The following is an 18,662-nucleotide window of genomic DNA, read 5'->3' as shown; positions in this document are numbered from 1 at the left end:
GGGGTATAGGTGCTATGATAGGCATAACTCAGTCCGTTTAGTGGTTTGGGATTATCTACAATTGATCAGATTGCAAAAATTGGACTGAGTTCCCTCCAAGTGTTCTACTATTTTGAAAAGTTATTTATATCAATTCACCAAATTATTACTTAGGAGTTTATTTTGTCCTCTAACGAAATATTTAACCGCCTGACCACATTACTGGATAATCATCATGCCAGCTATCGGGTGATGGAACATTCAACCGCCGGACATTCTGAAGAAGTTGCAAAAATCCGTGGTACACAACTTGGACAAGGGGCAAAAGGGTTAGTTTGCCATGTTAAAGGGGAAGGATTCCGCCAATATGTACTCGCTGTACTGCCTGCGGATCAACAAGCAGACCTCTCTTCACTAGCAAAACAGATCGGTGGCAACCGTGCCTCACTGGCAAGTCCTAAAGAAGTTTTTGAACTGACTCAATGTGTATTTGGTGCTATTCCACCTTTTAGTTTTCATCCAGATCTGAAACTGGTTGCAGACCCTTTATTATTTGAACGTTTTGATGAACTGGCTTTTAATGCCGGCAGCCTTGAACGTTCAGTGATTCTTAACACCCAAGATTACCACCGAATTGCACAACCTGAATTGATGATTTTTCGTCGAGTAGAATAAATACCATCGCGAAAAATGATATTTGTCAAATAGCCTATAAAAATAGCCTATTTAAGATAATATTTTAAATATACTCATTTAAAATAGTAACTATCCCGCCCCAATAAGTTTATACCCGTCATTTTTCAAGCGGCCTCTTTGTTGGCTGCACTCGCTCACCCCGGTCACATCGTTATCTATGCTCCCGGGAATTCGTTCCTTTGCCGTCGCGATGCAACTTGAAATTCATAGGGTATATATCACTAGATAAAGTTATTATTGCTACATTATACAAACATTAAACAGAGAGGTATAATTATCAAATACCATGAATATCTAATTATTCACTATTGAGGCATATACAAAAAATTACCAATTACATTATGGGATAATTCCCTACCCAAACAAAGGTGTTTCTTGATAGGAATTTTCAATTATTTTTAATTTCAGAACCTTTATTTCAAATATCGGTGAAAAATGACATGTCAATTATATTAATGTTGTATTGACAACAATTTCATATGCCTATTCATTATATTTTATTAAATACAAAAACCCACACTCATTGTATTCTCATATCGCTTTCAAAAAGAAAGATGACGTTTTTTCAAAATAAAGTTTAAGGAATAGAAAAGTATGACTAATAAGCTAGTTACAGGTGCAACTTTTTTCGATAGAAAATACTTTCTGGGTGAAGCGCACCATTATCCAGAAAACGACATCATTATTCCATTGCCTTATGATCTTAACGATAGATTCCGTTCAGTAAGAATTGGAACGCTATCAAAAGTTTATGCATGGCGCCATCAGAGCGATTGGGAACCCGGCCAACGCTATCGTGAATGGGAATACGATCATCCAGATATTGATAGAGAAATTAGAGGATTATCTAAGTTTAAAGTGGCACCAAAAGATACCTGTCTGGTTGCATTAAGACTTATTGATGATACTTATTCAGGTATTAAATTCTCAATGTTCACGAATACACATTGCGTGGGCCCAGTTGAAACAACAACTGATGATGATTATGCACTGGTTGGTATACTGCCATTTGAGACCGAGTTAGTTACTGCCATTGCAATAAGAAATACCAGTACTGGAGTATATATCAATAACGGATCATTCTATTTCTATCGTGATGCGAACGGCGTTGTTACTATTGATGAGAAAGCTAATTTCCCTAAAAATCTCAGAATAGTTAATGTAGGTGGCAATCGTTTTGATATTCATATTATCAGTACCGATTTTTCTAACTAATCCGGTTATAATGTAACAATAATTAACCGCCATTTTCAGATAAGCTACGTTCTGAAAATTTAAGCAACACCGTTGCGGAATATCATCAAAAACCGCAACGGTGTATTCATAAATCAGCAAAAATTTCGTGGCGATAAATAATTTTTTATTTATTATGATATAAGCATCATTACAATAGTCACTTAACCTTTAAAAAGAACATTAAATTAAGGTCCATTAGAAATAATGTTCACAAGCTATTTCCTTTGAGATAAATACTTCCCTAACGATTAATTTTGAAAATTATAGTAAAATCCAACCATTCCATTATTATATATCTTATTTTAGGTAATTAGGTATTTTTTAAACAACTTTACTTTATGTATTTTTATGCTAATTTTAACATTAACCCATCGAATATTATTCTTCTATTGACTGGATATATTACATCTAAAGATAAGGAATAAATAAATTATTAGTGGGAAATATTACACAAAAAAAGCCAATTTTTACAAATAGTATAAACGAGTAAATACTATACCCTATGGATTTCAAGATACATCGCGACGGCAAGGGAGCAAATCCCCGGGAGCATAGCGAACTATGTGACCGGGGTGAGTGAGCGCAACCAACAAAGAGGCAACTTGAAAGATGACGGGTATATATTTCATATTAATACAGCCAGGCAAAAACATGACATGCGGGTTTATTAACGAAAAAATTTTTTCTTGGCAACCTATATATTACTTACATTAACTTTGAGGAGTAGAAAAAATGACAAAAGAATTAATTACAGGCGTCACGTTTTTCGAAGAGAAAAACTATCAGGGTAAGTCACATGATTACCCTGAGCTCGATAAAATTATATCGCTCCCTTCCAATCTTAACGATAAATTTCGTTCAGTAAAAATTGGAAAGTTATCAAAAGTCCATGCGTGGCGTCACTATAACGATCCAGAGAGCCAATATTATGAATGGGTAGTCGACAATCCAGATATCGATAGAGAAATTAGAGGGTTATCTAAATTCAGAATTATACAGAGAGATACAAAACTGGTTGCACTAAGAATCATTGATGATACTCATTCAGATACAAAATTCTCTATGGCCATTAAGATATTTCATGGAGAAGAAGAGGAAACAATCGACGTTAACGCAATAACAGATGATAATTATACTGTCGTTAACGAACTACTGGTACAGAAAGAGATAGTCACTTCAATTTATGTAAGAGATGTCAACACCGGAGAATATATTAGTAACGGGTCATTTTATTTTTCTTATGATGCTGTCGGTATCGCAACTATTGATGAAGGTCTCAATTTCCCTAAAAACTTGAAACTGGTTCATGTAGGAAATAATCGTTTTGATTTTCACATTATTAGTACTGATCCTATTGCTTAATCCGGGATTAATGTGACAATCATCACTCTCAGAAAAGTCATATTCTGAAATTTAAGCTACGCCGTTGCGGTCATTTGTTAGAAAAGCCGCAACGACGTGTTCCAGAAGATCGTAGAAATTAAAACCACATCATATCTGATGTAAACTCTCCACTCTGCTGGTCAATCGGTGATAACCGGGCTTACTCCATCCATTCAGTATGGAAAACACCTTCTTTATCAGTACGCTTATAGGTATGAGCACCAAAATAATCACGCTGAGCCTGAATTAAATTAGCAGGCAGTACCGCTGAACGATAACTATCGTAGTAAGAAATAGCAGCAGAGAAAGTCGGGGTTGGGATACCATTCTGCACCCCATACGAGACGACATCACGCAGCGCCTGCTGATATTCATCAGCAATTTTCTTAAAGTAAGGTGCCAACAACAGGTTAGCAATATCCACATTTTCGTTATACGCGTCAGTAATTTTTTGCAGGAATTGAGCACGAATAATACAACCCGCCCGGAAAATTCCAGCAATCTCACCGTAATTGAGATCCCACTGGTACTCATCAGATGCCGCTTTCAATTGCTGAAAACCTTGGGCATAAGAGACGATTTTACCCAAATAAAGCGCACGGCGGACTTTCTCAATAAATTCGGCCTTATCACCTTTAAATGGTTGTACATCCGGCCCGCTCAAAACTTGAGCCGCAGCAACTCGCTGATCTTTCAGAGAAGAGATATAACGTGCAAATACCGATTCTGTGATCAACGTCACTGGAATCCCTAAATCCAGAGAGCTCTGGCTGGTCCACTTACCCGTACCTTTATTTGCTGCTTCATCCAAAATCACATCAACCAAATATTGGCCTGCTTCATCTTTCTTATGGAAAATATCAGCCGTGATTTCAATCAAATAACTGCTCAATTCGCCGTTATTCCAGTCAGTGAAAATCTCAGATAGTTCTTCATTGCTCAGATTTAGGGCATTTTTCAGTAAAGAATAAGCTTCAGCAATGAGCTGCATATCACCGTATTCAATACCATTGTGAACCATTTTCACATAATGACCGGCACCATCCGGGCCAATATAGGCCACACAAGGTTCACCTTCAGCTTTAGCCGCAATCTCTTGCAGAATTGGTGCCACCAATTTATACGCCTCTTTCTGGCCGCCAGGCATAATAGATGGACCTTTCAATGCCCCCTCTTCACCACCGGAAACCCCAGTACCGATAAAATTAAAACCCTGAGCAGAAAGCTCGCGATTACGACGGATAGTATCCTGAAAATAGGTATTACCCCCATCAATCAAAATATCACCTTTATCCAGATGTGGAGTCAGTGAAGCAATAGTTTTATCGGTTGCTTCGCCAGCCTTAACCATGAGCAGAATACGGCGCGGTTTTTCCAGTGAATCGACAAATTCTTCGACAGTGTAACTTGGAACTAATTTCTTCCCCGGATTTTCGGCGATCACTTCGTCAGTTTTATCACTTGAACGGTTAAATATAGATACGGAATAACCACGGCTCTCAATATTTAATGCCAGGTTACGCCCCATCACCGCCATACCGACAACACCAATCTGCTGCTTGGACATGAATAACTCCTGTCTGATGATAATTCTGCTCACCAATAATATACCCGTTATCTTTCAAGTTGCCTCTTTGTTGGCTGCACTCACTCACCCCGGTCACATAGTTATCTATGCTCCCGGGGATTCGCTCCCTTGCCGCCGCGATCCATCTTGAAATCCATAGGGTATAATTAGCGCGCAATTTGTTAATGTGATCACATGTTAACTCAGGACGAGTCCTAATGGATAGTTATTGGTGCCATCAATACCGCGACACCCCATTTTTTGGAAAAAACTTCCTCAGATGAAAAATCAACTATTGAAATTTGATGAGTCAATGCCCATTATTCATTATTCGGCATGAGCCGTCATATTAAAAGGTAAAACAAACTGTATGGAATGGATCGCTGATCCGACGATATGGGCTGGGCTAGTTACTCTTATCGTTCTAGAAATTGTCCTCGGAATTGACAACTTGGTCTTTATTGCCATTCTGGCAGATAAACTTCCTGAAAAACAAAGAGACAAAGCAAGAATTACAGGTCTAGGTTGTGCGTTACTGATGCGTATCGTACTGCTTTTTAGTCTTTCCTGGTTGATAACGCTAACTCATCCATTAATTACGCTTTGGGAACATCCATTTAGTGCCCGTGACCTGATTATGCTAATAGGTGGTCTTTTCTTACTGTTCAAAGCGACAATGGAGCTCAATGAACGGCTGGAAGGTAAAGATGCCCACTCAGGACAACAACGTAAAACATCTAAATTTTGGACGGTTGTCGTTCAGATAATTGTCCTTGACGCTGTATTCTCACTGGATTCAGTGGTGACTGCTGTTGGTATGGTAGACAACATCGGTATCATGATCGCGGCCGTCACCATTGCGATGTTCCTGATGATACTGGCAAGTAAACCGTTGACCACTTTCGTCAATGCTCACCCGACTATCGTTATTCTCTGTCTGAGCTTCTTGTTAATGATCGGTTTCAGTCTGGTCGCCGAAGGTTTTGGTTATCATATCCCCAAAGGTTACTTGTACGCCGCTATCGGCTTCTCCATTATGATTGAAGCCTTAAACCAATTTGCTCAATTTAACCGCCGCAGATTTCTTACTGCTTCCCGTTCACTACGTGAAAGAACAGCGGAAGCCGTTTTACGTATCCTGAGTGGTAAGCATGAAAATGCAGAATTGGATAATCATACATCTAATCTGATTTCTGATAATCAGGAAGTGTTTGATCCACAAGAACGTCAAATGATTGCCAGGGTTCTAGGCATGGCGCAGCGTAACGTTAACAGTATCATGACTTCCCGTCACGACGTGGAGTACCTTGATATTCATGCACCAACTGAAAATCTGACGCAAATACTGAATAAAAATCCTCACACACGCATTGTGGTAACTGATGAAAATATCAGTGACGAACCATTAGGTGTTGTCCATGTTATTGATCTACTGAATCAACAACTCAACCAACAGCCTTTTGATTTACATTCGCTGATAAAACAGCCTCTGATTTTCCCTGAACAGCTTTCACTACTCCAGGCATTGGAGCAGTTCCGCCAGGCACAAACTCACTTCGCGTTTGTTGTCGATGAATTTGGTTCTGTGGAAGGTGTGGTGACTTTGACCGACGTAATGGAAACTATCGCGGGTAATTTACCGGTAGATGGCGAAGAAACTGATGCCCGCCATGATATTCAAGCGACTGAACATGGGGGTTGGATCGCCAATGGTTATATGCCGCTGGATGATTTGATCCTTTATGTCCCTTTGCAACTGGATGAAAAACGTGAATATCAAACCTTAGCAGGTTTGTTAATGGAACATTCACAACATATTCCACGGCAAGGTGAGCAATTACAGATTGATAATTATCTGTTTGAACCGTTGGAAGTAACCAGTCACCGAATTAATAAGGTAAAAATTACCCCTCTGGTGTCAAATGAAGAAAATAAAAAATAACTCAGTGTTATTGATGACTCATCATATTTGTCATCACTGAGTTTTTCCTCTGAAACAAAATAAAACCCGGTCAGTTTAAACTGTACCGGGATTTTTTTAATCTTTTCTATTAATGCCATATGCGGAATTCTATGCGGATACGGTTAAATGATTTATCTATACCCGTCATCTTTCAAGTTGCCTCTTTGTTGGCTGCACTCACTCACCCCGGTCACATAGTTATCTATGCTCCCGGGGATTCATTCCTTTGCCGCCGCGATGCATCTTGAAATCCATAGGGTATAACTAGATTAAATAATTTTATATTCAGAACAGAAAAGCCATAGCTTCTCAATTCAATTATCAAAATTTAATCCACAAGTTGAAATCCACCTTTGTACTGAAATTGACTGCTCAAACAACTATGCTCAGACAACGATAAGCATTCATTTAAGCATAATAGTCAACTGCCGGATTGAGCGGTCAAATCAGGCATGAGTTATTAATACAGCTAATTACTGCTGCGTTCAACCCAATCATTAATAGCCTGTTTTACCTTGTTCTCTAACTCATTATGTAGCAATTGCTCAATATCCAAATTGTATTGCAGATTACTCCAATTACCGTAAACCCGCAGTGGTACTTTCATTTTTCGCAGACGACTAACCAATTCATTATCCTTGCCCCATCCTTGTGTTATCTGTACTTTTAAAGCGACATCAACATCTTGTTTAAGCAGATTGGTCTTACCCTGCCCATCAATATTCAGCAAATCGGATACCGCATGCAATCGACTGATTTTTATATCACCTCGATTCAGTACCGCTTTAACATCAAGCTTTTTAGCGCGGGTGAAATTATCCATATTATCAGGGATATTCACTTTATCCGTTGCACGAGCAACGGATTGCTGGATTAATTGGGGGATATTTAATCCATACATTTTGGCATTAACTAAACTGAAATTAAGATCACCCTGCCAAATATGCGAAATCGCATAACCATCATATCCTTTACCAGAAAGATCCCCATTCAGATCGAATTTGCCACTAAATGCCGGAGGTAAGGAAAAGGCTTTGAGTACTGGTTCCAGTTCTATATTCCGCAGTAAAGGTTTTGCGTGTAACTTAAGTTGATTACCCGTTGCATCTAAAATAACCGGAATAGAGAAATCACCACCAAATAATTTGCCATTCAGAGTAGAAATTTCAGCAATACCACTATTATTTGTCGCTTTCAATATCAGATTATCGATCTCCATTCCTCGATAAACAAATTTGTCCGCATTAATAGTCACATTGGCGTTAAAGTCATTCAGAAATGCAGCGCTATAATCAGGCTCGGCAGAGCTTGAAACGGCGATTACCGGTTTAGCTGAACTATTCTCTATCCGGTAATAACGTTTAACTTCTGAACCCTCTTTAGGAAGCAAGTCCCATCCCATCAGATTATCTAAATTCAGTTTTTGGGAAGATAAATCGATCCGATAATCCGCATGAGCCCCCAACATTGCTTTTATACTGCCATGCAGTTCACTCTCATTAGCGGTGAAACTTAGCGCCTGTAAAGAAATTGTTTGCAGTTCATCTGTCGTCTCTTTTTGATAAACAGCATGTACTTTTCCTGAACCACTAATTCCTCCCGTAGGTATACCTGCGCCCTGGAGTTGATAATCAAAGAAGTCAATATTACCCGCAACACGATATGGATAATCAGTAATATCGACATCTGCATTAAGATTAAAAGCCAAGTCTTGCTGATTCTTACTGACTTTGCTACTTAACTCTACGCTGATATGGTTTTGGTTATCTCGCTCCATTAGCAGATTAATATCGCGGACATTTAACTGCTCATGATCATCTCGCTGCCAAATAAGCAAACTATCCGCGATCTTAACTCTGGCAATATCAAGCTCCCAACCCTCCCCCTTCGCAACAGGATTGGCTGTACTCCCTGTTGGTGCAATAGGGGTATTCCCTTTTTTCTGCGACTGGCTCTCCGGGGTTACTCTCAATATCGCCCCTTTCAGCATCACCTCTTTAACGGCAAGCTGATGAGAAAGAAGCGGCCACAACGCCACATCAAGACGCATATTTTCTGCCGTCACTGTTGGCTGCGCCGCCCCTGGGGCCGTTAATGACATACGCCCGGTAATGATGCTCAATTTTGGCCAGACATGCCAGCGCATACCATCTTGCAAGACGAGTTGGTAGCCACTCTTCTTTTGCACCTGCTTGACCATATAAGCCCGAAAGTCATTTGGGTTTACTAACATGACTAATGCTGCCAGACCGGTAATAATCACAACCAGCAAAATAATCAGTGTTGTCAGCAATCTCTTCATGACTTCCTCAGCTTTTTTTGTCAAAACAGTCAATGCAGCTCAATAGCCGATAAAGATGTTAATCTTCATCAATACGACTACTCACCGCACCCTGTTGGTTTTTATATTTCGCATCTTGACGACGGTTATACGGACGGTCAGCGGAACCAGACAATGGTTCAAAACTCAAAGCACCGATGACCATACCCGGACGTAACGCCAGAGGCAATTTACCAGAGTTATAGAATTCAAGAACAATTTGACCATGCCAGCCCGGATCAATCCGGTGTGCCGTCACGTGCACCATCAACCCAAGACGAGCAAGCGAAGAACGGCCATCAAGCCAGCCCACCAAATCATCCGGCAATGTGACAGACTCCAGCGTAACGGCCAGTGCCAACTCGCCAGGATGGAGGAAAAAAACCTCATCGTCAGGCAGAATTATTTCATCACTCATCACACGATCAAGCGCAGCACTGACCTCATCTTTCGGACCACTCAAATCAATATATGCCGCAGTATGACCACAGAAAACACGAAACTGATTCCCAAGGCGCACATCAGCAGTTGCCCCGTTAATGCGTTCAATCGGCGGACGTGGAGCAATGACCAATTTACCCTCATCAAGCCATTTAATAATGTCGCGGTCACAGAGTCGCATTATTTCCTCTCCAATACGATGCTGCTTATCAATGCCTGACAAGCAAAGTTTTATTATTCGCAGAACTGACCAATTTTGGCTTTCAATATATCAATTGCTACTCGGTTTTTACCCCCGCGCGGCACAATAATATCTGCATATTGCTTTGATGGTTCAATAAATTGCAGGAACATTGGACGCACAGTTTTATGATATTGCTCAATCACCGAATCCAGAGAACGCCCCCGTTCATGCACATCCCGCTTAATACGACGCATAAGGCAAATATCCAGTGGCGTATCAACAAAAATAGAGAAGTCCATCTCCTGGCGCAAGCGCTTATCGGTCAATAATAGAATACCTTCCAGAATAATAACCCTTTTCGGTGCAAAATGAATCGCTTCTGGTTTACGAGTATGAGCAACATAATCGTATTGTGGTAATTCAATTGATTCACCCATTTTCAGCGCTTGTAGGTGAGAAAAGAGCAGATTGTGATCCATTGAGCTTGGATGGTCATAATTAGTCTTATAACGCTCTTCCATTGATAGATCGCTCTGATCTTTATAATAGCAATCCTCTGGTATAATACCGATATTGTGATCACCAACCTGAGCGCGTAATTCACGATAAAGTGTATTAGCAATGAGACTTTTACCTGAGGCAGATGCACCAGAAATTCCTACAATTGTGCACTGATATGCTTCGTCAGCCATAATAGAGATTAACCTGATTCTAGAAAAAAATGGGAACAAAGCACTTATGAGTGCTAAGTTTGGCGAGATTATAGGGAGTTAATGGTATCTGTTCCAGTGTAAACAAGAGAAGTCTCACTTTTTTCGAGGCGTTTCGCATAAAAACCATGTAACGAGGGAAATCGAACAAGCATATTTCTCCCCATACAAAATCTCCCCATACAAAAAGCGGGCAATGAAAACATCCACCACCCGTTATCTTCAATCAAATACCTGCATTAAACAGCACGGAACGAAATTTCTGTTGGTATCTTCTCGCCTTGCCAATACATCTGTGCTGAAATATTCGCGGCAATTTCGCGATAAATATCGGTAAATTCACTATCAGGATTACTGATAACGGTTGGCTCACCACGATCAAGATCTTCACGCAGTGAAATATGCAGCGGGATTTGTCCCAATAATTTACAGTGATATTTAGCCGCCAATTTTTCTGCTCCACCCGTTCCAAAAATAGGTTCCAGGTGACCACAGTTACCACAAATATGTGTACTCATATTTTCAATAATACCCAGTACAGGCACCTTCACTTTCTGGAACATGACGATGCCTTTCATTGCATCAATTAAGGCGATATCCTGAGGCGTTGTTACCACCAGTGCCCCCGTTACCGGGATGTTTTGTGACAAAGTGAGCTGAATATCACCGGTTCCCGGTGGCATATCGATAACCAGATAATCGAGATCCGGCCATAATGTATCCTGTAACATCTGCATCAATGCTTTACTAGCCATTGGGCCGCGCCATACCATTGCATTGTCATCTGTGACTAAATAACCAATCGAGTTAGTGGCAAGGCCATGCGTCATAATCGGTGCCATATGCTGCCCGTCTGGGGAAGTTGGACGCTCTTTGGTGGTTCCCAACATACTCGGAACAGAAGGACCGTAGATATCTGCATCCAGAATACCGACTTTTGCCCCCTCCTGAGCCAATGCCAGCGCCAGGTTTACGGCTGTGCTGGATTTACCCACCCCACCTTTACCCGAGCTGACAGCCAAAATATTACGGACACCATTAATTCCCGGCAGATCATTAGCCCGACGTAATGTGCTGATATCATGGATCAATTTCCACGCTACCGATTTCGCACCAGTTACCGCCTGTAATTCTTCCGTGGTGGCCGCTTTTAACGCCTTAAAACCGCTTTGCCAGACAAACGGCATCAGTAATTCAATGTGCAAGACACCATCAAGCATCGTGCAGTGATGTAACGCCTTCAATGTTGTCAAATCACGTTCTAGTGTCAGGTGTGTAAAAGTAGCAAGTATTTTTGTTACCTGAGATTTCAGCAGGTCAGGATTGGTCTGCTCGGGGGATTGTGAGTTCATCCCGGCTCCTTTAATGATTATCATTAGCTAAAAACCATCTCGCCATCATAACAGAACCCAATGCGTTCGGATAAAATTAGCGACAAAAACCCGCTTCCGGCTCACTGATTCAATTTTTATCCATTAACAACCTCAGAAGGGTTTAGGTTTCAAGGCGCACTGGATAAAACTCATTAATATTAAACCTTACCCTAGCGACAATTTTTTTGATCGGTTAACATCAAACTCCCTTTTTCACTTATTGGAAGTCAGATCCTTACTATGTCTCAAGTCGCAAAAAAATTATTGGTGACGTGCGCGTTGCCATATGCTAACGGTCCAATCCATCTCGGTCACATGCTGGAACATATCCAAGCAGATATTTGGGTCCGTTTTCAGCGAATGCGCGGCAAAGAGGTTCACTTTATCTGTGCCGATGACGCTCATGGAACCCCAATCATGCTGAAAGCTCAGCAAATGGGTATTGCTCCTGAAGAGATGATCGCAACGGTGAACCAAGAGCATCATCAGGATTTTACTGGCTTTTCAGTGAGCTATGATAACTATCACTCTACGCATAGCGAAGAGAACCAAACGTTATCAACCAAAATCTATCTCGAACTGAAAAAAAACGGTCATATTAAGAATCGTACTATTTCTCAGTTATATGATCCTGAGAAAAATATGTTTCTGCCGGATCGCTTTGTTAAAGGTAGCTGCCCGAAATGTAAGGCAGAAGATCAGTATGGCGATAACTGTGAAGTTTGCGGTTCAACCTACAGCCCAACTGAACTAATCAACCCACGTTCTGCTGTCTCCGGCGCGACGCCAGAAATGCGTGAAACAGAGCACTTCTTCTTCGATCTGCCCGCATTCAGTGACATGCTGCAAGCTTGGACCCGCTCCGGTGCCTTACAGGAGCAAGTTGCTAACAAAATGCAGGAATGGTTTGAATCCGGTTTACAACAGTGGGATATCACCCGTGACGCCCCCTATTTCGGTTTTGAAATTCCTGATGCGCCGGGCAAATATTTCTATGTCTGGCTGGATGCGCCTATCGGCTATATGGGTTCTTTCCAAAACCTATGTGATAAACGCGGAAATCTGAACTTTGATGAGTTCTGGGCAAAAGATTCCACCGCTGATCTGTATCATTTTATCGGTAAAGACATTGTTTATTTCCACAGCCTGTTCTGGCCGGCCATGTTGGAAGGCAGCGGTTATCGTAAGCCAACCAACGTGTTTGTTCATGGCTATGTCACCGTCAACGGTGCGAAGATGTCCAAATCCCGTGGTACTTTTATTAAAGCCAGCACTTATTTGGATCATCTGGATGCAGACTGTTTGCGTTATTACTATGCAGCCAAACTCTCGGCTCGCATTGATGATATCGATCTGAATCTGGAAGATTTTGTTCAACGTGTTAACAGCGATATCGTTAATAAAGTTGTTAACCTGGCCTCCCGTAATGCCGGCTTCATTAATAAACGCTTTAACGGCAAGCTGGCGGATAAACTGGCTGATCCGACGCTTTACCAACAGTTTATTGATGGGGCAAAGGTGATTGCAGAAGAGTTTAATAACCGCGAATTCAGCAAAGCAATCCGTGAAATCATGGCACTGGCTGATTTGGCAAACCGTTATGTGGATGAGCAAGCACCGTGGGTGGTGGCAAAAGCAGAAGGCCGTGATGCCGATCTTCAAGCTATCTGTTCAATGGGCATCAACCTGTTCCGCGTTTTGATGACTTTCCTGAAACCCGTTTTGCCAAGTCTGGCAGAACGCGCAGAAGCGTTCTTAAATACAGAACTCACCTGGTATGGTATTGAACAGCCGCTGCTGGATCATCAAGTTTCTGCCTTTAAGGCCCTGTTCAATCGCATTGATATGGATAAAGTGGACGCTATGGTTGTGGCATCTAAAGAGAGCATCAACACACCACAAAAAGTCAGCGGTCCACTGGCAGAAGATCCCATTCAGGACACCATTACCTTTGATGATTTTGCCAAAGTTGATATGCGCGTCGCCCTTATTAAACAGGCTGATTTTGTCGAAGGCTCAGATAAGTTGCTGAAACTGATGCTGGATCTTGGTGGCGAAACTCGCCAGGTATTTTCGGGTATTCGCTCCAGTTATCCTGATCCAAAAGCACTGGAAGGCCGTTTAACCATTATGGTTGCTAATCTGGCACCACGCAAAATGCGCTTTGGTATTTCGGAAGGGATGGTTATGGCCGCCGGACCTGGCGGAAAAGATATCTTTTTACTCAGCCCTGACAGCGGCGCCCAACCCGGTATGCAAGTGAAATAATAGTTAATTTATTTCATTAATATTTTTACCCACGGGGATCAGTAATGGTCCCCGCTTTATTTTAATGTGAGCTTTGACATCCTTGTATCTTGGATTTATCCAGAGCATCACTTTCAACATGCCAGCGAGCAAGGCGTGAAAGTTGCCAGTAAATTAGAGTCTTCATTTCAAAATACTTGCTGCTTATCAGTAGGGACTATTACTGGGGCGACTGGTATCCAGCTTGTGTCTTAAGAATCGGTTTTCTGGGCAAACTTTTTCGTTAATTGTCGAACAAGGGCCGATAGAAGATAGATCTGCACCTGGATTTTTTAGCTGTTTTGTGTTGAACAAATCAACTACCGTACCTTGGTTTTGATCCTCTTTTATTGGTTAATTATATGTATATGTGACATGGAAAATTTCCATCTCCAGTATCCACTTTAGATTTTCTTCAATAAAAAGTAAGTTCAAAGTAGTTAATAAAATTATCACTAGTTATAGTGAGATAATTCAGTTAAATTATCATCGAATTTAGAATGGAATTGAAGTAAATCAATGTGTAGGAAAATTATTAGGAGGTTAGTATGGCCATACCGGCATATATATAGTTGCAAGATGATGGTGGTGCAGACATTAAGGGATCTGTCGATATACAAAATCGCGAGGGTAGCATTGAAATCCTGAGTTTTAACCATAGTCTATATATTCCCACTGATAGTAGTACAGGAAAACTAACGGGTACCAGAGTACATGGTTCAATGAGTTTCGAAAAAGAATTTGATCGGGCATCTCCATACCTTTATAAAGCTGTTGCCACTGGACAGGCGTTACAATCTGCCAATATCAAATGGTACAGAATAGACAATGCAGGTCAGGAAGAGGAGTATTTCCATATCCTTATGAGCGGAGTGAAAATTGTTTCAATTTCTCCAGTAATGCATAATATAAAAGATCCATCTTATCAACATCTTAATCATCTAGAATCCGTTGAAATCAGATACGAGAAAATTACGTGGAAATACCTTGACGGTAACATCATTTACTCTGATTCGTGGAAAGAGCGCTAAGAAATAACGCCGGAATATCCGGCATTTTACCGAAGTCTATTAAAGATCCGACTGGCGATTTTGTGTATAATTAGAGCTATCATTAAGAGTGCAAAGATGTCTATAAACAATTCAATCCAGCTATCCTCGTAATTTCCTCCTAACCAACCCAAATTTATCCTATTCAGGAAACGTTCTACCACACGATACACCTGATAAACAGCCAAGTTTAACGGAGTAATGAGCCGGAACGCTAGCAGTGCGATCAACAGGCATAGTAAATAACCAAAAAAGCTAAGAAACTTTACACGCACCAAAATTTGTATTCCCCGTAACATCAACTCTACCGTATGCCATCAATGAGCTGCCCGGTACTTTAAACTTATGGGTACGGAGCAGAGCGTTTCGTACGATATTAAAGTCAGAAACACGATAAAAGGTGATACATCCCCAAGACTCGCCGCTACCATTCGGACGCAATGGATGAAGACGAAATGCTCCGCGTCGAACACCGTTCACGAATATATAATCATTCATTGTCTGAAAACTATATAACCCAAACCATTGAGAATGATTAGTACCATGAATCATATCAAGAGCTGTGCCTCTGACTTGGTTCGCTATGCTACCAACCGGACGATCAACAATCCAATACTGACCTGGAGGAATTGCTGATTTCTCAATGTAAGAACATTCAGACTTGTTGACGTATGGATCTTGACCAGAGAAAACGTCAAATATACCAACGCCATAACAATGAAATTTAGCCTTTCGTCCATTATCGGACAGGTCGTTATAATTCATCCTACAAATTTGCATGGTTATTCCCATATAATATATCTGCGAGTTGTATTCCAACCCGCAATTGATTAAATTACTATTTTTTCCATAGCGTATGTTTTCGTATGGTTGGACTTCAACGCTATCATAAAGTTCACTTTTTTCTAGAAAACCTCATATTAAATCAAACCACACATTACCAATCTTGCTAATCATTTTATCGGGGCTGTAATCCAGAACCGCCGAAATTTCCGTCATCCTTTCGAAGGAAAAGATGGCACATTCCCAAGGTCACTTGTATGATGAATACCTCACCGGAATTAGGAATTTTGTTATGTCGTTTCGTGAAGTACTGATTGTTGGTTGGCAGTATCTAAGAGCATTTGTTCTGATTTATTTATGTTTGCTGACAGGTAATGCCATTTCTTCCCTACTACCTATCATTATTCCCGGCAGTATTATCGGTATGTTGATCTTGTTCGTTTTATTAGCTTTCCAGCTAATTCCTGCTCATTGGGCAAAACCAGGCTGTAGTCTGTTACTAAAAAATATGACTTTGCTGTTTCTGCCTATTGGCGTAGGCGTAATGAATTATTACGATCAACTCAGCCAACAGATAATTCCGATTGTTTTTTCATGCCTGATCAGTACTGCAATTGTTATGATTATCGTTGCTTACAGTTCCCATTATGTTCATCGTGAACGTCCGATTGTAGGATCCACATCAGAAATTAACAATGAACAACAGAAACAAGAGAAACAAGAGAAATAAAAATGTTAAGTCACATTTGGTGGTCACTGCCATTAACATTGATTGTATTTTACACCGCAAGAAAACTTTCATTACGATGCAAAATTCCCATTCTGAACCCCTTATTGGTTTCTATCGCCGTCCTTGTTCCAATATTGTTAATAACCCACACGCCTTATGAACACTATTTTGCCGGCAGTCGAATTCTAAATGATCTACTCCAGCCCGCCGTAGTTGCGCTGGCATTTCCTCTATATGAGCAGATACACCAGATCCGAGCCCAATGGAGGTCCATTATTAGCATCTGTTTTATCGGCAGTATTGTCGCTATGGTGACAGGCACTGCTATTGCCTTGTGGATGGGCGCAACGCCTGAAATGGCCGCTTCGATACTGCCTAAATCTGTTACAACACCAATAGCAATGGCAGTAGCAGATGCTATTGGCGGTATTCCTGCAATCAGTGCTGCTTGCGTCATTTTTGTCGGCATTCTCGGCGCAATATTTGGCCATAACCTGTTCGATATTTTACAGGTAAAAACCAAAGCATCCCGCGGCTTAGCAATGGGAACGGCATCACATGCTTTGGGTACCGCCCGCTGTGCAGAGGTCAATTTCGTTGAAGGCGCATACAGTTCATTGGCATTGATGACCTGCGGTATCATTACTTCACTAACAGCCCCTTTTGTATTCCCGGTGCTGCTATACCTATTTAGCTAGTTTATCTATTAGGAAATTTGATAATATTCACTCGATTACTAACTTCAATTACATAATTCTCATCATCTATATGATATTTATCACATTACAAATCTCATCAGACAACTTAGAATGATCTTAAGTTACTTCGGAGATCACGCTATGCAAGCTCGTTTTCACCCCATATGGGTACAGTTGCCCTCTAAACTACAGGATGCACTTTTACCTTACGCAGGAAACGATGACTTTCCTGCCATGCTCACTGCTGAGCAAGCTAAATCGATTAAGAAAGCCTGCGGTTTTGACGATAACACCTTGGCTGTCGCCCTGTTACCACTCGCAGCGGCCAGTTCCCTGACACCAATCTCACATTTTAATGTTGGTGCAATTGCCCGCGGTGAAAGCGGAAACCTCTATTTTGGCGCTAATATGGAATTTGCTGGCGTACCACTACAGCAAACGATTCATGCTGAACAATGTGCGATTACTCACGCTTGGTTATTGGGCGAGAAAAGACTGGCATCTGTTACTGTGAATTACTCTCCGTGCGGCCACTGCCGTCAATTTATGAATGAACTTAATAGTGGCACACAATTAGAGATTCATCTGCCAAAACAGGCATCTTCAACATTAGATCACTATCTGCCAGATTCTTTTGGCCCAAACGATCTGGGCATCACAACTTTGTTGATGGATCCGGTCAATCATGGCTATAAACTAGAAACGACGGATAAATTAGTACTAACGGCATTAGATGCAGCAAACCAGAGCTATGCCCCATACAGTAATTCCTACAGTGGTACCGCACTTCTGGGAAAAGATGGAATAATTTATCCTGGGCGTTATGCAGAAAATGCGGCATTTAACCCAAGCTTGCCCCCATTACAAGCAGCACTGATTCTGATGAACATTTCTGGTGGTGATTGCCTGGCTATCGAAAGAGCGGTGTTAGTTGAGGGAAAACACAGTGATTTATCCCAACGGAGTGCGACTCAATCTATACTTGCTGCACTCGGTTGCAGCAAATTTGATTACTACACTTTCTGAGTTCAGTGGAAAATTCATTTTTCCCTCTATGCAGATAGAGGGTTTTCCGCTATAAAAAATAATTACCGTAACATTTTATTATCTAACTCTGGATGTTATACCCTATGGATTTCAAGATGGATCGCGACGGCAAGGGAGCGAATCCCCGGGAGCATACCTCCAATTAAGTAACATTTACTGTACATATTTTTCCTATCTCTTAGGATCTGTAGCTAACCTTATTATCCATTTAGTTCAA

At 41.1% G+C, this 18,662-nt stretch carries 17 protein-coding genes; 10 read left to right on the top strand and 7 right to left on the bottom strand.

The features are described from left to right. Positions 1 to 162: 162 nt before the first annotated feature. From AACQ38_RS08805 to AACQ38_RS08795, 3 genes are all read left to right on the top strand, one after another. Positions 163 to 654, top strand: a complete 492-nt coding sequence (locus AACQ38_RS08805; protein ID WP_011145859.1) for a YbaK/prolyl-tRNA synthetase associated domain-containing protein — start codon at positions 163 to 165, stop codon at positions 652 to 654. A gap of 615 nt (positions 655 to 1,269) precedes the next feature. Beyond that, positions 1,270 to 1,890: a beta/gamma crystallin domain-containing protein gene (locus AACQ38_RS08800; RefSeq protein WP_011145858.1), complete on the top strand. Its 621-nt coding sequence runs from the start codon at positions 1,270 to 1,272 to the stop codon at positions 1,888 to 1,890. 753 nt (positions 1,891 to 2,643) lie between these two features. Beyond that, on the top strand, positions 2,644 to 3,273 hold the full coding sequence (locus AACQ38_RS08795) for a beta/gamma crystallin domain-containing protein (RefSeq protein WP_165577920.1): 630 nt from the start codon (positions 2,644 to 2,646) through the stop codon (positions 3,271 to 3,273). 181 nt (positions 3,274 to 3,454) lie between these two features. Here the strand turns inward: AACQ38_RS08795 and gndA are convergent, their stop codons facing one another. Together gndA and AACQ38_RS08785 are read right to left on the bottom strand one after the other, a co-directional pair. After that, positions 3,455 to 4,861: an NADP-dependent phosphogluconate dehydrogenase gene (gene gndA / locus AACQ38_RS08790; protein WP_011145857.1), complete on the bottom strand. Its 1,407-nt coding sequence runs from the start codon at positions 4,859 to 4,861 to the stop codon at positions 3,455 to 3,457. After that, positions 4,812 to 5,039: a hypothetical protein gene (locus tag AACQ38_RS08785; RefSeq protein WP_165577919.1), complete on the bottom strand. Its 228-nt coding sequence runs from the start codon at positions 5,037 to 5,039 to the stop codon at positions 4,812 to 4,814. The genes gndA and AACQ38_RS08785 overlap by 50 nt, the downstream gene beginning before the upstream one ends. Before the next feature lie 192 nt (positions 5,040 to 5,231). Between AACQ38_RS08785 and AACQ38_RS08780 the strand changes: the two genes are divergently transcribed. Further along, entirely contained in the window at positions 5,232 to 6,803 is a 1,572-nt protein-coding gene (locus AACQ38_RS08780; RefSeq protein ID WP_011145856.1) for a TerC family protein, read from the top strand. 490 nt (positions 6,804 to 7,293) lie between these two features. Here the strand turns inward: AACQ38_RS08780 and asmA are convergent, their stop codons facing one another. From asmA to apbC, 4 genes are all read right to left on the bottom strand, one after another. Next, entirely contained in the window at positions 7,294 to 9,126 is a 1,833-nt protein-coding gene (gene asmA / locus AACQ38_RS08775; protein ID WP_165577918.1) for an outer membrane assembly protein AsmA, read from the bottom strand. Positions 9,127 to 9,184: 58 nt separating this feature from the next. Continuing rightward, on the bottom strand, positions 9,185 to 9,766 hold the full coding sequence (gene dcd / locus AACQ38_RS08770; protein WP_011145854.1) for a dCTP deaminase: 582 nt from the start codon (positions 9,764 to 9,766) through the stop codon (positions 9,185 to 9,187). 53 nt (positions 9,767 to 9,819) lie between these two features. Further along, positions 9,820 to 10,461, bottom strand: coding sequence for a uridine kinase (udk, locus tag AACQ38_RS08765; protein WP_011145853.1), 642 nt, complete (start codon positions 10,459 to 10,461; stop codon positions 9,820 to 9,822). A gap of 257 nt (positions 10,462 to 10,718) precedes the next feature. Beyond that, positions 10,719 to 11,831, bottom strand: a complete 1,113-nt coding sequence (gene apbC / locus AACQ38_RS08760; protein WP_011145852.1) for an iron-sulfur cluster carrier protein ApbC — start codon at positions 11,829 to 11,831, stop codon at positions 10,719 to 10,721. Between the two features lie 261 nt (positions 11,832 to 12,092). Here apbC and metG point away from each other — a divergent pair, with 261 nt between their 5' ends. The 3 genes from metG (at position 12,093) to AACQ38_RS08750 (ending at position 15,169) form a co-directional block, all read left to right on the top strand. Next, positions 12,093 to 14,120 (top strand): methionine--tRNA ligase, encoded by a 2,028-nt coding sequence (gene metG / locus AACQ38_RS08755; protein WP_165577917.1) that lies wholly within the window; start codon positions 12,093 to 12,095, stop codon positions 14,118 to 14,120. Positions 14,121 to 14,343: 223 nt separating this feature from the next. Beyond that, the gene (locus tag AACQ38_RS24030; protein WP_157852127.1) at positions 14,344 to 14,478 is read left to right on the top strand and encodes a type I-F CRISPR-associated endoribonuclease Cas6/Csy4; all 135 of its coding nucleotides are present in this window, start codon (positions 14,344 to 14,346) and stop codon (positions 14,476 to 14,478) included. A gap of 232 nt (positions 14,479 to 14,710) precedes the next feature. After that, complete coding sequence (locus tag AACQ38_RS08750) at positions 14,711 to 15,169, top strand: Hcp family type VI secretion system effector (protein WP_242685547.1); 459 nt, start codon at positions 14,711 to 14,713, stop codon at positions 15,167 to 15,169. A gap of 273 nt (positions 15,170 to 15,442) precedes the next feature. On the opposite strand, the gene AACQ38_RS08745 is transcribed toward AACQ38_RS08750, so the two are convergent. Next, the gene (locus AACQ38_RS08745) at positions 15,443 to 15,967 is read right to left on the bottom strand and encodes a DUF2778 domain-containing protein (protein WP_041380015.1); all 525 of its coding nucleotides are present in this window, start codon (positions 15,965 to 15,967) and stop codon (positions 15,443 to 15,445) included. Between the two features lie 295 nt (positions 15,968 to 16,262). On the opposite strand from AACQ38_RS08745, the gene AACQ38_RS08740 reads away from it, so the two are divergent. From AACQ38_RS08740 to cdd, 3 genes are all read left to right on the top strand, one after another. Continuing rightward, positions 16,263 to 16,700 carry a CidA/LrgA family protein gene (locus tag AACQ38_RS08740; RefSeq protein ID WP_011145846.1) on the top strand — a complete coding sequence of 146 codons (438 nt, stop codon included), beginning with the start codon at positions 16,263 to 16,265 and terminating at the stop codon, positions 16,698 to 16,700. 2 nt (positions 16,701 to 16,702) lie between these two features. After that, positions 16,703 to 17,398: a CidB/LrgB family autolysis modulator gene (locus AACQ38_RS08735; protein WP_165577916.1), complete on the top strand. Its 696-nt coding sequence runs from the start codon at positions 16,703 to 16,705 to the stop codon at positions 17,396 to 17,398. 141 nt (positions 17,399 to 17,539) lie between these two features. Beyond that, positions 17,540 to 18,424, top strand: a complete 885-nt coding sequence (gene cdd, locus AACQ38_RS08730) for a cytidine deaminase (protein ID WP_011145844.1) — start codon at positions 17,540 to 17,542, stop codon at positions 18,422 to 18,424. The last annotated feature ends 238 nt before the right edge of the window (positions 18,425 to 18,662 follow it).

Origin of the sequence: Photorhabdus sp. RW14-46, from assembly GCF_963887965.1 — a bacterium.
In the GTDB taxonomy this organism is placed as follows: Bacteria; Pseudomonadota; Gammaproteobacteria; order Enterobacterales; family Enterobacteriaceae; genus Photorhabdus; species Photorhabdus laumondii.
Note: the sequence above shows the minus strand (reverse complement) of the source record. Positions and strands in the feature narration are given on the sequence as shown.

Excerpts from the sequence above, each read along its gene's own strand:
- AACQ38_RS08800 (WP_011145858.1), top strand. The coding sequence starts at position 1,270 with ATGACTAATAAGCTAGTTACAGGTGCAACTTTTTTCGATAGAAAATAC.
- AACQ38_RS08795 (WP_165577920.1), top strand. The coding sequence starts at position 2,644 with ATGACAAAAGAATTAATTACAGGCGTCACGTTTTTCGAAGAGAAAAAC.
- gndA (WP_011145857.1), bottom strand. The coding sequence starts at position 4,861 with ATGTCCAAGCAGCAGATTGGTGTTGTCGGTATGGCGGTGATGGGGCGT.
- AACQ38_RS08780 (WP_011145856.1), top strand. The coding sequence starts at position 5,232 with ATGGAATGGATCGCTGATCCGACGATATGGGCTGGGCTAGTTACTCTT.
- asmA (WP_165577918.1), bottom strand. The coding sequence starts at position 9,126 with ATGAAGAGATTGCTGACAACACTGATTATTTTGCTGGTTGTGATTATT.
- dcd (WP_011145854.1), bottom strand. The coding sequence starts at position 9,766 with ATGCGACTCTGTGACCGCGACATTATTAAATGGCTTGATGAGGGTAAA.
- udk (WP_011145853.1), bottom strand. The coding sequence starts at position 10,461 with ATGGCTGACGAAGCATATCAGTGCACAATTGTAGGAATTTCTGGTGCA.
- apbC (WP_011145852.1), bottom strand. The coding sequence starts at position 11,831 with ATGAACTCACAATCCCCCGAGCAGACCAATCCTGACCTGCTGAAATCT.
- metG (WP_165577917.1), top strand. The coding sequence starts at position 12,093 with ATGTCTCAAGTCGCAAAAAAATTATTGGTGACGTGCGCGTTGCCATAT.
- AACQ38_RS08745 (WP_041380015.1), bottom strand. The coding sequence starts at position 15,967 with ATGCAAATTTGTAGGATGAATTATAACGACCTGTCCGATAATGGACGA.
- AACQ38_RS08740 (WP_011145846.1), top strand. The coding sequence starts at position 16,263 with ATGTCGTTTCGTGAAGTACTGATTGTTGGTTGGCAGTATCTAAGAGCA.
- AACQ38_RS08735 (WP_165577916.1), top strand. The coding sequence starts at position 16,703 with ATGTTAAGTCACATTTGGTGGTCACTGCCATTAACATTGATTGTATTT.
- cdd (WP_011145844.1), top strand. The coding sequence starts at position 17,540 with ATGCAAGCTCGTTTTCACCCCATATGGGTACAGTTGCCCTCTAAACTA.